11 protein-coding genes and 1 pseudogene are annotated in these 13362 nt (G+C 71.1%); 4 read left to right on the top strand and 8 right to left on the bottom strand.

What is annotated here, in order from left to right; genetic code table 11:
• Positions 1–37: 37 nt before the first annotated feature.
• From AB0B57_RS23590 to AB0B57_RS23565, 6 genes and pseudogenes are all read right to left on the bottom strand, one after another.
• The gene (locus tag AB0B57_RS23590; RefSeq protein WP_357073618.1) at positions 38–2674 is read right to left on the bottom strand and encodes a cation-translocating P-type ATPase; all 2637 of its coding nucleotides are present in this window, start codon (positions 2672–2674) and stop codon (positions 38–40) included.
• Positions 2675–2779: 105 nt separating this feature from the next.
• Entirely contained in the window at positions 2780–3781 is a 1002-nt protein-coding gene (locus tag AB0B57_RS23585) for a nitroreductase (RefSeq protein WP_357073615.1), read from the bottom strand.
• A 38-nt stretch (positions 3782–3819) separates the two neighbouring features.
• Positions 3820–3915, bottom strand: a complete 96-nt coding sequence (locus AB0B57_RS23580) for a hypothetical protein (protein ID WP_357073949.1) — start codon at positions 3913–3915, stop codon at positions 3820–3822.
• A 62-nt stretch (positions 3916–3977) separates the two neighbouring features.
• A pseudogene (locus AB0B57_RS23575) lies at positions 3978–4646 on the bottom strand (phosphoketolase); the annotation flags it as partial.
• 571 nt (positions 4647–5217) lie between these two features.
• On the bottom strand, positions 5218–5514 hold the full coding sequence (locus AB0B57_RS23570) for a hypothetical protein (protein WP_357073612.1): 297 nt from the start codon (positions 5512–5514) through the stop codon (positions 5218–5220).
• Positions 5511–6041: a low temperature requirement protein A gene (locus AB0B57_RS23565; RefSeq protein WP_357073608.1), complete on the bottom strand. Its 531-nt coding sequence runs from the start codon at positions 6039–6041 to the stop codon at positions 5511–5513. The genes AB0B57_RS23570 and AB0B57_RS23565 overlap by 4 nt, the downstream gene beginning before the upstream one ends.
• A gap of 472 nt (positions 6042–6513) precedes the next feature.
• On the opposite strand from AB0B57_RS23565, the gene AB0B57_RS23560 reads away from it, so the two are divergent.
• Both AB0B57_RS23560 and AB0B57_RS23555 read left to right on the top strand, forming a co-directional pair.
• Complete coding sequence (locus tag AB0B57_RS23560) at positions 6514–6867, top strand: hypothetical protein (RefSeq protein WP_357073604.1); 354 nt, start codon at positions 6514–6516, stop codon at positions 6865–6867.
• A gap of 132 nt (positions 6868–6999) precedes the next feature.
• Positions 7000–7827, top strand: coding sequence for a helix-turn-helix transcriptional regulator (locus tag AB0B57_RS23555; RefSeq protein WP_357073601.1), 828 nt, complete (start codon positions 7000–7002; stop codon positions 7825–7827).
• A 16-nt stretch (positions 7828–7843) separates the two neighbouring features.
• On the opposite strand, the gene AB0B57_RS23550 is transcribed toward AB0B57_RS23555, so the two are convergent.
• The gene (locus AB0B57_RS23550) at positions 7844–9508 is read right to left on the bottom strand and encodes a glycosyltransferase family 4 protein (protein ID WP_357073598.1); all 1665 of its coding nucleotides are present in this window, start codon (positions 9506–9508) and stop codon (positions 7844–7846) included.
• Positions 9509–9558: 50 nt separating this feature from the next.
• Here AB0B57_RS23550 and AB0B57_RS23545 point away from each other — a divergent pair, with 50 nt between their 5' ends.
• Complete coding sequence (locus tag AB0B57_RS23545) at positions 9559–12162, top strand: CHAT domain-containing protein (protein WP_357073595.1); 2604 nt, start codon at positions 9559–9561, stop codon at positions 12160–12162.
• 125 nt (positions 12163–12287) lie between these two features.
• A complete protein-coding gene (locus tag AB0B57_RS23540) occupies positions 12288–12986 on the top strand; it encodes a hypothetical protein (RefSeq protein WP_357073592.1) in 699 nt (232 codons plus the stop codon).
• A gap of 242 nt (positions 12987–13228) precedes the next feature.
• On the opposite strand, the gene AB0B57_RS23535 is transcribed toward AB0B57_RS23540, so the two are convergent.
• Positions 13229–13354, bottom strand: coding sequence for an RICIN domain-containing protein (locus tag AB0B57_RS23535; protein WP_357073946.1), 126 nt, complete (start codon positions 13352–13354; stop codon positions 13229–13231).
• Between the last annotated feature and the right edge of the window lie 8 nt (positions 13355–13362).

Genomic DNA, 13362 nt, shown 5'->3' with positions numbered 1-13362 from the left:
CGTGCTGGTCGGCGCATGGGGACTGAGCCCGGCCAGCTCAGTTCGACTTCCGAATGGGCGTACCAAGCTCCGCTGGTGGTGGTGGGGTCGAGTGGATGCGGCGGTCGAGGCGGATGGCGGCGAAGCCCAGGGCGGACACGGCCGTCACGATCAGTAGGTCGGTGGCGGCGACCGGTTCGGTGCCGAGCAACTCGCGCAGCGGCGGCGCGTAGATGGCGGCGAGTTGCAGCAGCAGCGCCGCGCCGACGGCGGCGAACAGCATGGGGTTGGCCGCGGTGCCGGGGCGGGCCCGTGATCCGAGGGCCACGGCGAGTTGGGTGAGGCCCAGGGCGAGGAACGTCAGGGTCTGCCAGGGCCGGTCGGTGGTGTGCGCCCAGGCGCCGACGCCGATGGTGACGGCGACGATGACCGCCGCGACGCGCAGGACGCGTTGCCACAGGCCGGCGCCGAGGACGGTTTCGGCCGGTGGGCGTGGGGGCTTGCGCATGGCGTCGGGGTCGGCGGGTTCGCTGCCCATGGCCAGGCCGGGTAGGCCGTGGGTGAGCAGGTTGATCCAGAGGATCTGGGCCGGGAGCAGCGGCAGGGGCAGGCCGACGAACGGCCCGATGAGCATCACGGCGATCTCGGCGGCGCCGCCGGACAGGGCGTAGAGCAGGAACCGGCGGATGTTGGCATAGACGCGGCGGCCCTCCTGGGCGGCGGCGACGACGGTGGCGAGTTCGTCGTCGGCGAGCACCAGGTCGGCGGCTTGGCGGGCGACTTCGGTGCCGCGCTTGCCCATGGCCACGCCGATGTCGGCGCGGTGCAGTGCGGGGCCGTCGTTGACGCCGTCGCCGGTCATCGCGACGACCTCGCCGGCGGCACGCAGGGCGTCGATGATGGCGACCTTCTGCTGCGGGGTGGCGCGGGCGAAGACCCGCACGCCGCGGGTGGCTGCCGGGCCGGGATCGGTGGTACGACAGTCGACCGCGGTGTCGCCGGCGTCGATGATGTGCAGTTCGGTGGCGATCGCGGTGGCGGTGGCGGGGTGGTCGCCGGTGATGAGGACCGGGGTGATGCCGGCGTCGCGGCACGCGGCGATGGTGGTCGCGGCGGACGCGCGGGCCGGGTCGAGGATCGCCACGAGGCCCAGTAGTCGCAGGCCGTGCTCGTAGCCTGCGGCGTCGCCGGGCACGGTGTCGCGTTCGGCCTGGGCCACGGCGAGGACCCGGTATCCCTCGCGGGCGAGGGTGTCGGCGCGGTCGGTGGCCTGACGCAACACGTCCGAGTGGTCGGTGATGATCGCCGGCTGCAGCAGCGACTCCGGGGCACCCTTGCAGATGATCCAGACGCGGCCGGCGGCCAACTGGTGTGCGGTGCTCATCCGTTTGCGCTCGCTGTCGAAGGGCGCCTCAGCATGCCGGGGTGACGCCCGGTGCAGGGCGTCGACGTCGATGCCGAGCTTGCCGCCGGCGGTCAGCAGCGCCGCCTCGGTGGGATCACCGACGGCCAGCCAGTCGTCGTTGTCGGGGCTGGGCGCGCGCAGCGACGCATCGCTGCAGAGCACTGCCGCCCGCATCAGCTCCACGAGGTCGGGGGCCTGGTCGCCGGCTTGGTCGGCGACGATGTTCTCGCCGTCTCGGTGGATCTGCCCGTCCGGAGCGAAGCCGAAGCCGCTGACCGAGGCATTCCCGTGTGGGGTCCACAACTGCCGGACGACCATGGTGCCTTCGGTGAGGGTGCCGGTCTTGTCGGTGGCCAGGATCGTCACCGAGCCGAGGGTCTCCACCGCCGGCAGCCTGCGGATCACGGCGTGGCGGGCGGTCATCCGGCGTGCGCCCAGGGCCAGGCTGAGGGTGACCACGGCCGGCAGTGACTCCGGTACGGCGGCCACCACCAGGCTGATCGCGGTGACGATCATCAGCTGCAGCGGTTGTCCGCGCAGCAGGCCGAGGGCCAGGACCAGCCCGCAGAGCAGCAGCGCGCCGACAGCGAGTTGGCGGCCCACGCCGGCCAGGCGACGCTGCAGGGGCGTCCGGCCGGGGCTGGTGACCATCATGGCGGCGATGCGGCCCATCGCGCTGGCCGCACCGGTCGCGGTGATGACGGCGCGTCCCCGGCCCCGGACGACGACCGTACCGGCCGACACGACCGCTGAAGAGGCCGAGTCCACGCCGGTGGCGGCGAGGAACTTGTCGACGGGCGCGGATTCTCCGGTCAGCGCCGCCTCGTCGACGAGCAGCGCGACCGACTCCACGAGGCGGGCGTCCGCGGGCACGACGTCGCCTTCGGCCAGGATCAGCAGGTCGTCCGGGACGAGGTCCGCGGCCGGGACTTCGCGTTGTCTGCCGTCGCGGACCACCCGGGCGGCCGGGGCGGTGAGCGCGGACAGGGCGGTGATGGCCCGCTCCGCCTTGATCTCCTGGAGCACGCCGACGGTGGTGTTGACGGCGATGACCAGCAGGATGACGGCCGCGTCGGTGAAGTCGGTGGTCGCCAGGGTGAACCCTGCCGCGGCGAGCAGGACCAGCACCAGCGGGTCGCGCAACTGCGTGGCGATCCTTCGCCACAGCGGTGTGGGTTGCGGCGTCGGCAGCACGTTGCCGCCGTCCCGCGCCAACCGCGTCGCGGCGTCGCGCGACGACAGACCACCGGCCGAGGCGGTGCGCAGTTCGCCGTTCGGCCGGGGCTCCAAGCCCACATTTGGTACGACCTGCGCTTTCGAAACGGTCATTGTGGTTTGCCGCCTTCCTCGATCGTGGTGGCAGCCTCGCGGGAGCTGGTGGTGCGCGACGGCTGGTCAGGCCCGCTCGATGACCTGTTCGGCAGGGATCCGCGGAGTGTGCGCAGCGGCGGTGCCGGCCGGGTCCGCGGTAGTGAAGCGCAGCACGAGCTGCGGGTGACCGACGTCGGCCAGCAGGCGCCGCAGACGTTCACGGGTGACTGCCACCTCGATCGTGGCGCTCAACGGCAGGACGGACACGCCGAGTTCGGTGGCGGTGAGCCAGGCGGCGGAGAGCGTCTCGCCGGCGCGGAGCCAGTCGAGCCGGCCGTCCTCAGGGCCGTAGAGGATCGCGAAGGTGGCGGCGTTCTCGTGCGCCTCGGAGATGGGCAGGTCGCCGTAGTGGCCGAAGTCGCGGCCGGGCACTGTCGTCTGCGGAGCGCGATCACCGATGGCGGAGTCCGGAATGCCGGTGCCCAGCGGCCGGGTGCCGCCGGTCCAGTAGGCGAGCTCGGCCTGCCAGGCGACCTCGCCGGTCTCGGTGCGCTGGGCGTGATCGACGGCGGTGGCCAGGTCGTACACCTGGTCGGGTTGGAGCAGATGTAGGTGAGCGCCGGCGGATTCGACGGCCGTGACGATGGCGTGCAGCTTGTCGGCGGCGACCGGGTCACTCACGGCGGGCCGGCGGTCGGTGTGCCGTAGCGCGATGGTTCGCAGGTGGCGTACCGCAGCCGGATTGACCGGGATTCGGTGGTCGATGCGCACCCGCGCGAGGTGGTCGGGGTGCGCGGGGTTCGGCATTCGGGCGACGAGCGTGTGCCAGCCGGCCGTCGCGAGGCTGACCAGAGCATGGTGCAGCGCGGCACCGCAGCTCAGGACGGCGAGCCGGGAGTCGGGGTCGGTGATCTCGAGGCCCCGGCTGTGATCGAGGTAGAGGTCCAGCTCGTTGCCGGATACCCGCCAGCGCCAGGGTTGGGTGTTGTGGATCGACGGGGCGTGCCCCGCCGTTGCGGCGGCGGCGGACAACGCCCGGCCCTCGGCGCGGGTGTCGGCGGCTCGGATGGAAGCGTCAGTGCTCACGGTCGGATCTCCTTCTGCACCATCGGACGTCCGGCCGGTCAGGGCGTGCGCGGCCACACCCAGTCGCGGATCTCGGGCAGGTCCTCGCCGGTTCGCCGCACGTAGGCGCGGTGCTCGGCGCGTTTGTCGACCATCTGCTGGCGCAGGACGGCTGCCCTGCGGCCGAGGCCGGGGACCCGATCGATGAAAGGTTGCGGAGTTCGTCGTCGCCGATGCGGGCCAGGATGGTCGGGTTGGCGATCTTGTAACCGTTGAGGTGCAGGATCGGCAGCACGGCACCGTCACCGACCGGGTCGAGGAACTTGTTCGAGTGCCACGACGCGGCCAGCGGGCCGGTCTCCGCCTCACCGTCACCGATGACACACGCCACGACCAGGTCAGGGTTGTCCAGGGCCGCGCCGTACGCGTGCGACAGCGAGTAACCCAGCTCACCGCCCTCGTGAATCGACCCAGGCGTCTCCGGCGCGACATGCGACGGAACCCCGCCGGGAAAGGAGAACTGCGTGAACAACCGCCGCATACCGACCGCGTCCTGCGGTATCCGCGGGTATATCTCCGAGTAGGTGCCTTCCAACCAGGTGTTCGCGACCAGGCCGGGGCCACCATGACCCGGGCCGGTCACGTAGATGACCTCCCGGCCGCGAGCGGCGATGATCCGTGACAGGTGGGCGTAGAGCAGGTTCAGACCGGGAGTGGTGCCCCAGTGCCCGAGCAGTCGCGGCTTGACCTGCGCGGGTTGCAGCGGTTCGCGCAGCAGCGGGTCACCCATCAGGTAGATCTGCCCAACCGACAGGTAGTTTGCCGCCCGCCAGTACGCGTCGATGCGTTGCAGCTCGTCGGAACCCAACGGCTCGCCCGCCGCCACCTGGAGAGTGGATGCGGTGTCCAAAGGTGCGGTGCGGGTCGCGGTCATCAGGACCGCCGCCTTCCTATCGGTAGTCGAAGATTGCGGTTCACGCGTGCATGACGACCGTCTGCCGAGAGCGCGAGGCGCACATCCGTCGGAAGCCCGTCGCGACCAACGGTGCCAATGGCCACCGGCACTCTCGCCGCGGCTGATCGGGGCAGCGGGGACGTGAGCGCCGCGCTGCTCTCGCGGGAGACGAATGCGACACGTTCGCCGATGTGCTCAGCCTGCGCTCGACACCGGCAAGTGGTCAGGGCCAGAAGACCCCTTAAGCCGGGCCTGTCTCCTCAGGCCGCCACCGAGGGCGGCATCAGGTGACGGACGTGTCCCGTCCCATCCAGTGATGCGGACCCAACTCCGCTCGGGTGGGCAGTGGCGTGCGGTCAGGGCCGTGAAGACTCCAGAGCGGACCCCGGACTTGCTGTCGCGCCTGACGGCCCGTCTCGACGGTGGTGGGCGGAGCGCCACCGGGTCCAGAGCGACATCCGCAACGCGCGCCGTTGACCAGGCGCGTGCGATGAACGCTGGTTCAGAGCCGTGGGGGCAAGGATTGATCGCCCACCTCCCGGCCGCCGCGCAGTAGGTCGAACCCGACGACCCCTGCGAGCACGACGGCGGCTGCCGCAGCGGGTACCAGTACGGGTTGCCCGACCAGGGGCGGGCCGATGGCGATGAGCACGCCCAGCCCGATCAGCCGAGGCATGGACACGCGGGTGAACACGTGCCGCCCGAGTAGTGCGTGTCCGGCGAGGAAGAGCGCCGGTCCGCTCAGGATGATGACCAGCCAGGACGCCGGGGCCGCGGCGGCCGCGTGCGCGATCGTCATCTCGTCGGAGACGGTGATGGCGACGATGCCGGCTCGTCGACCAGTGCGCCGGCGATCCAGGGCACCGCCGAGACCACGAACCAGGGAACTGCGCGCAGCGGTCGACAGCCGAGCGGATCCCGGCGCAGGGCGATGGCGAGCAGGGAACTGCGGCCCAGGTTGATCGCGACGTATGCGATCGCGAAGAGCATTCCGCGCTGTTCGAACGCCTCCGGGATAGTTGTGGAGATTAGCAGGCCACCGAACATGGTGGCGATTACCAGCAACTGGATATGGATCAGCCGTGAGTCCAGGGTGTCGGTCACCAGGTTGGTGTACGACCAGACCCACCACACTGCCAACAGCAGGATCAGCGTCTGGTAAGCGCCGGTCCAGTCCAGCCGGTTGAGCAGGGCCTGAGAGAGCCGGAAAAGGATAAAGATGTAAATCACATCGAAGAACAACTCGACGTAGGTGGCCTGCTTCGGCTGGCCAAGATCGCGGACCAGCCCGGGGCGCTTCGTTTTCACTCCAACCCGCTTCTTCACCCGTCCGGTCTACCGGCTCCCGGAAGAGTCATACCACGGGCAAGTCAGACCGACGGGCGATTTGTTCATCGTCGCAGCTGCTCCGATGACGCCACTGCATCCGGGATTGTGGATGAACCCGGGCGGTGTAATCGATGTGTCTAATTACCCCGGCAGGAGATCCGTTTCATGGTTCGGTGAGGGCTTGCCGGGCGTAGTGGCTGATCTTGGCTTGTTGTGGTGCCGACGTCGGTAGCCCGAACAGCCGATGATGTCGGCAACGCGTCGTGCGGGTTCGATGATCAGGGCGTGGAACAGCCGCGTGCCCCGAATACTGGCACGAGCCCGCTACCGGCTACCAAGGACCGGTTCGGCCCTGTCTCCTGTCCACTCGAGGCAACAGGAAACACGTTCCGGAGCGGAAACTGATCGACGCATCCTGATGACAGCGAGCTGGTTCACCGGCCAGCCCCGATCATCGAGGAGAAGCACGATGTCGAAGAGCAATACGGCGGTTCGCCGCCGTCTCGCAGGGATCGCCGCGATCGTCGGTGCCACCGGCGCTCTCCTTGGCGCGACGGCGATGCCCGCGGCGGCGGCGGGACCGTACATCAGCTCCAACTCCGGCGGCGCCAACATCCGCAGCTGCGCCAGCACGGGCTGCTCGTCCAACGGCTACTACGGCAACGGTACGGGCGTCACGATGCTCTGCTGGGTCGACGCCCAGTGGGTCTACCCGCCCAGCTCCAACTACGCGTCCAACCGCTGGTTCAGGGTCAACAGCCCGACGAGCGGCTACATCCACTCATCGCTTGTCGCGAACCAGGTATCGACGCCGGCGTGCTGATCGGGGCGGTGGTCCGGCGGCCGGGTTCCCGGTCGCCGGGCCACCGCCACCGGGCGCCCCAGCCGGAGCACCGCCGTGCGAAGCCTGAGATTGATACAGTTACGGAGTGTCCTGCGAAGACGACTCTGCGCCGTGACGAGTGTGCGGGACGACAGGTGCGAGTCGCCGACCGACAGTGCGGAGCGGCTGGGAGAGTGCCTTCGCCGGTGCCGGGAGGCCGCCGGCCTGTCCCTGTCGGGGCTTGCCCGAAGGGTCAACTACAGCCGGGGTTATCTCAGCAAGGTGGAGACCGGCCGCGCGCCGGGCAACGTCCAGCTGGCGCGGCGCTGCGACGACGCACTGGCGACCGACGGCATCCTGGCCAGGCTCGCGCAGGCGCAGTTAGGCGATTCCCGACCTTCCCGGGCGGCCCAGCCGAGCGACCGGACGCGGGACCCGGCGACCGGCTGGCCGCGACAGCCCGGCCCTGACGAGGCGATGCCACAGCGCAGACCCGACGATCCGTTGCACCAGGGTGAGCTGCCGATCGGCTCGGCTACTGCGGTCGCCTTCATGCTCGCGCTCGACGAGGCCCACAACGCGCTGCGCGCGGTGGCCCGCACCAACCGGTCACCTGCGGCACGCCGTGACCCGGCCAACGGGACGCTCGACCACGCCGGGGTGTACGCGATCCGAGAACGTCTTCTGGCGCTGGGCACGGTGCCGCTGGTGACCGCGGCAGAAGTCGCCTTCCTCCGCCTCGTCGCGATCCGCGACGCGATCCGGGCCGGGGCGGGCCTGGCTGAGGCCGACTACCACCGGGTCTACCACCCCTTCGCCGAGGCGCTCTGGCTCTTCCGGATGGCCGTGCGAGTCGAACTGGGACAGCCACCGCTGACTCCGGACGCGCTCGGCCGGGCGGACTGGTCCGATCGCGAACGCTGCCGCGACTGCGGCGAGCCCTACCAACCCTCCGAGTGACCAGGACCGGTTGGTCTCAGCCGAGCGTGCTCAGTACGGCCGCCGCGGCCTTCGCGCTGGTGACCCGCTCGGCCATGGTCCGCCGGATCCGTTCGGCGATGGCGAAGGACCCCGGCGGGTCCCGCAGGATTCGCGCCGTTTCGAAGGCCCAGCGTTGGGTGTCGGTGGGTTCGTCGTCCTCGACCGGCAGTACGACCAACGCCGCGTCCTCCGCCGGCAGCACCTCGCGGAGCAGCCCGCCCAGCCCGCTCCTCGCGCTGACCAGCAGCGGGGTGCCGGCGACAATGGCCTCGCACCCGACGAGGCCGAACGCCTCGGCCCGGGAGGGCATCAGCGCGAGGCACGCCCGGCGCAGGTCGGCCCGCAGGTCGTCCTCGCGGGTGGAGTAGGCCCGGGGGGTGACCTGTAGGGTGCGCCGGCCCGCCCACCCGAGCACCAGCTCCCGCAGCCGACCATGTTCGGTCGGCGGTACGCCCCGCAGCACCAGTTCCGGCTCGGTGCCGCCCAGACTGAGCAACTCTACGGCCGCTCCCACCGCCCGGGCGGCCAGATCCAGCCCCTTGACCGGCCAGTCGTCGAGCCGGCCCGTGAGCACCACCTGGCGTTGGTGCCACCCGGGCGGGACGCGGAGCGTATCGTCGTCGAGCTCGAAGCCCGGATCGATCCGGCCCGGAGCCGGGGTGTCCGGATAGGCGGAGAGGTCGCGGCCGAGGAGACCGTGCAGCAAGGGGCCCACCCCGAACGCCCGGGTCGCGGTACGGGCCAGCTCGATGTCCTCCTTCCAACGATCCTCCGCGATGGCCCCGGCGTCCGGCCGGTCACCCCGCTGCCATTCGATGTGGTCCGACCAGGTGTGCACGATGTGCGCCCGAGCCGCCGCGGGGAAATGGTCCTCGACCTGGATCCGGGCGTGCCCGCCGGTGATCCGGCCGTGTCCGACAACCAGGTCGGGCACCCAGCCGTCTGCCAGCCGCGGACGCCGGGCCAGCGCGTCCCGCGGTCCGCCGGTCGCCGGCGCGGGTGCGGCCAGCAGCGTCACACCAGCGTTGCGGGCGTGTGTGATCTCGTCCGGGGACGGCTTGAGGACGACGCAGACGACGTCTGCGCCCGCCCGGGCCAGCGCCGCGCAGAGCGACCGGTTGAACGTGCTCACCCCGCCCTTGGCGGAAAACCAGTCAGTGTCCAGCGCCAACACCCGGGGCGGGGGGCCGGTGATCCGGGCGGTCGGCTGCGCCGGCTCAACGGCCCACCGGTCGCCGTCCCAGGCGAGCGGGCCGCCGGTGGGGCTGCCGGCCGGGTCGCCGGTGAGGCCGCTGGGCAGGACGCGCTTCAACGCCTCGGCTGCCCGGTCCGGATCGCTGGCCCGGATCACTATCAACTGACGGGTGACGTCGACCTCCAGCTCGACGAAACCCGGTACGGGGGTGACCACCAGCCAGTCCCGCGCCGCCTGTGTGGCCTGAGCAAGCCGCTCGGCACCGGCCTCGGCGACCTCGTGGAAGAGTGTGATCACCGCGGCTGGCAGCAACCGTTGGGGAATCGCACCGCGATCACCCAGGTCGAACCCGACCCGCGGCGCGAGCCCGACACCCTCGAGCCGGCGAGTTAGCTCGTCCCGATCGGCCGCATCAATATCCTCGACGAACTTGACGACCACCCGCCCGGCAGCTGAGTCTGTCACGGTCACCATGGTCTCATTCCACAGTCGACCTTGAATCGGACGGTGCCACGGTGATCGACTCTGGCGCACCGGCGGCGCTTCTCGACCGGCTGATCGATCCTGCGGTCGCGCTGCCAGCCGAACACCCCAACCGGCCCGCCGCCGAGCACCTGCACGCCGAGCAGCAGTGGCGACCTCTGGCGGATCTCTACCAGCAACAGGCGACGGCCGCGTGGCGGGAGCGGCAGCCCGGGCTGGCGCTGCGCCTCCTGCTCGCGGAGAGCCGGACCGCGCTGCGCGCGGACGACCGGAAACGCTGTCAGGAGGCCGTCGCGTTCGTCGCCCAGTGGCACCGACTCAGCGGCGGCTTCACGGCCGCCGAGCGGTGGAATCACGCACTGCTGCGGGAACCGTTGCAGGCCGCGACGGCGGGGCTGCACGCGTACGCCTGGCGGGAGCTGGCAGCCCTGCGGGAGGTGGCGAGCCGGTACGACACCGGCCTGTCCTGCTGCGATCGGGGCATCGAGGTGTGCCGGCAGTACGCCGAGGAGCCTCGCGTGGCGCGACAGTACGTTCGGGTGTTGATCCAGAAGGCGACGCTCCACCGGCACCGGGGCGAGCTGGCGGTCGCCCGGGATGTCCTGCACGGGGCCCGCGAGTTCGCCGACGAACGGGATGTCGATCCGTTCACCCGGGGGTTGATCTCGCACCGGGAGGGCGGGGTGGAGATCGTGCTCGGCCGACCCGAGGCGGCGCTCGAGGCATACCGGCGGGCCGCCGCCGCGTTCGACGGGGTGAGCGAGGGCAATCTTTTCTACGCCCGCCTGCGCGAGGTCGCGGCGCTGCGCGCACTCGACCGCCTCGGCGAGGCGCTGCGGATCACCGACGATCTGGCGACTCGATTCCGCGCCCGGCGCGACACCTACCGGCTCGGTCAGGTGCTGTTGGAACGGGCCGAGGTGCTACAGAGCCGCGGCGACACAACCGCCGTCGCGGCCACCCTGCGCGAGGCTCAGCCGTACTACGAGGGGGCCGAGACGCTGGAGGCGCTGCGCTGGCACCGGCACGTCGCCCGCAACCTCATCGGCTCGAACGGCGATCCGGCAACCATCGTCGGCCACCTCGCCACGGTGCTCGACCTGGCCACCCGGCCGGAGCGGCAGGACCTCAACCGAACCATGCTCGCGCTGTACGACCTGCACCGGGCGCCACCCACGGACGCACTGCCGCGTGGGCTGCGGCACGCCGCCGGCCGGGCCGCGCTGCTCGCCGCCGACCTGCAACGCGGGGAGCTGTCCGACCCGGACGACAGGTGGTCGACGCACGCCGCGCGGGAGGAGGTGTACGCGGCGGCGCTGCTGGCGCACACCGAACTCGACGAGCCCGAGGCCGCCGTCCGGGTCGCCGAGACCGGGCGCGCGGACCTGTTGAACCAGTTGCTGGCGGGCAGCTCGGCCAACCTGGCGGCCGGCTCCGGCGGTTCCGCGGACCCGACCGGATCAACCAGCTCGGCTGACCCGGCTGGCTCGGGTGGCTTGGCGGGTGCCGTCGCGCGGTCCCGGATTGCCGCACCGCGCGCCGATCCGGCGTTGGCCGAGGAGGTGTTCGGGGTGGCCCGGCTCGCCGCCGCGTCGATCAGATCGGGACGACCGACCGATCGGGTGCCGCTGCCGCCGTTGCCCGGCCACCTGCCGGCCCCGGACATCCTCGACGCGATGGCCGACGTCGTGGTGGTGATCACGCTCGGGCCGAGGTCGGCCGGCTGGTGGTCGTCGGTGCTGACCCGACCGCGGTACGGGGAATGGCGGGCCACGCTGTGTACCGCCTCCGATCACCTGGCCGCGCTGCTCGACAGCCTGACCACCGGGGTTCCTCCCGAACGAGGGATGAGTCGGGCCAGCTGGGAAGAACTGGGGGCGTTCCTGCTGCCCGATCCGGCCGTCTGGGCGGGTTCGCCGGACCATCCCCGGTCAGTGATGATCATTTCGGATCCACGGCTGTGGCACCTGCCGCACGCGGCCCTGACTCGCGACGGCGCGTACCTCTGTGACGTGGCCGAGGTCTCCCTGGCGCCGAGCCTGCGTACCACGGAACTTCTCCTGGCCCGGTCGCCGGTTGCTGGCGGACCGGGTACGGCGGTCGCCAGCGGGCCGGCGGTGAGCCTGCTCGACTCCGGCCTGCCGGGCTACCGGGTGGAAATGCCGGCCCTGGCCGACTGGCCGGGCGGCCACCGGGAGCTTCCCGCGCTGCCGGCCGTCGACGAGGGGGTCCGCCCCGCTCTGCTCTACCTCTCCGGGCATGGTGACCAGCCGGGTGCCACGGCGCTGCTCGGACCCGGCGGCGTCACGATGGACGCGCTGGCCCAGCGCCGACTACCCCGGCTGGTGGTGTTGAACGGCTGCTGGAGCGGCACCGCGTCGAGCCGGTACGGGCACGACCCGCTGAGCCTGGCCGTCGGCGCGCTGATCGGAGGTGCCGACACGGTGGTGGCGGGCACCGGCCAGATCGGCGGGGTGGCGTCGGCGCATGTCGCCGCGCGCCTCATTCAACGGGTCGGCCGGGGGGCGTCGGTGGTGCCGGCGCTCCGCGCGGCGCAGCGGGAGATCCGCGCGGAGAATCCCGACCTCGGCCCGTTCGATTGGGCCGGTCTCTGCGTCGTCGGCACCCGGCGATGACTGTCGGGCGCCCCAGCCGGATGCCGCTGTTTCCTGGCGCTGTTTCCGGACGGCGTTTCCTCACCGACGCGAACTGGCGACAGGGCTGGGTAGCTGGTTCGTCACCGTGGGTAGAAACTGGAGGTGTGGCATGGATCTCGGTCATCGGCGCGGTCTGCGGAGCCGTCATCGCCCTCGCTGGCGCGGTCACGGTGGAGGCGCAGCGCAACCGCGATGAACGGCGGCGCAACCGTGCGGCCGCACGGCTCGGCTACTGTCTCGACTTCGCGGTGGCGCTTGACTCGGCCCACAGTGCGCTACGCGAGATCGCCCAGGATGACAATGCCGCACCGGATCGTCTCCGTCGCGCCAACCGCGCTGTCCAGAGCGCTGACGTGTTCGCCGCACGAGAACGGCTGCTGGTCGCCGGCACTGTGGAACTCGTCCAGGCGGGAGAACTGGCCTACCAGAGACTGATTGCCATACGCAACGCCATCCGGTCCGGCGCGGCTCTCTCCTCCCGGGACTACCACCGGGCGTACCACGCGTACGCCGAGGCGATCTGGCAGCTCAGGATGGCGGCGCGGGTGGATCTCGACCAGGCCCGCATGCACCCGGCCGACCTGCGGCGACGGAGCTGGTCCGAACGGGAGAACTGCCAGGGCTGCCGCGAGACGACCGCGCGACGAGTCGATCGTCAACGGCAGTCGATGGAACGTCGTGCTGCCGGGCTGTTGGCCCCGCAACACGACGACCCTCGACCCGCATGTCCGACGGTGTCCTTCATGGATGAAACCGACGGTTTCCGGACTCCCCGGCTGCGGGGGTTACCCGGCGTCGTCTGATCGTCGGCGGCGCCACCGCTGTCAGTGCCGAAGTTCGGCCAGCACAACGCCCGGCAGGTCAGGCCGGAAACACCGTTAGATCCACAGACCCCAAGAGTATCGACTGCATTGGTGCACGCCAGTTTTGGTCAAGATCGGGTCGTGGTCTACTCGGGCGCGGGAATCCCCGCGCCCGAGTAGACCTCACGACGATCGTCAGGCGGTCATCGGCGGTCGGACTTGCCAACCACCTCTGTCACTGGTCAGGCGGGTACGAACTGCCACTGCTGGTTGGTCCCGCCGTTGGCGGTCCACTGCACGACCTGCGCTCCGTCGCTGGTCGAGGCACCGGAGACGTCGGCTGTCAGTCCGCTGCTGCGGCTGACGATGGTGTAGT

This window comes from Micromonospora sp. NPDC049101, assembly GCF_040648675.1.
Classification (GTDB): Bacteria; Actinomycetota; Actinomycetes; order Mycobacteriales; family Micromonosporaceae; genus Micromonospora.
Note: the sequence above shows the minus strand (reverse complement) of the source record. Positions and strands in the feature narration are given on the sequence as shown.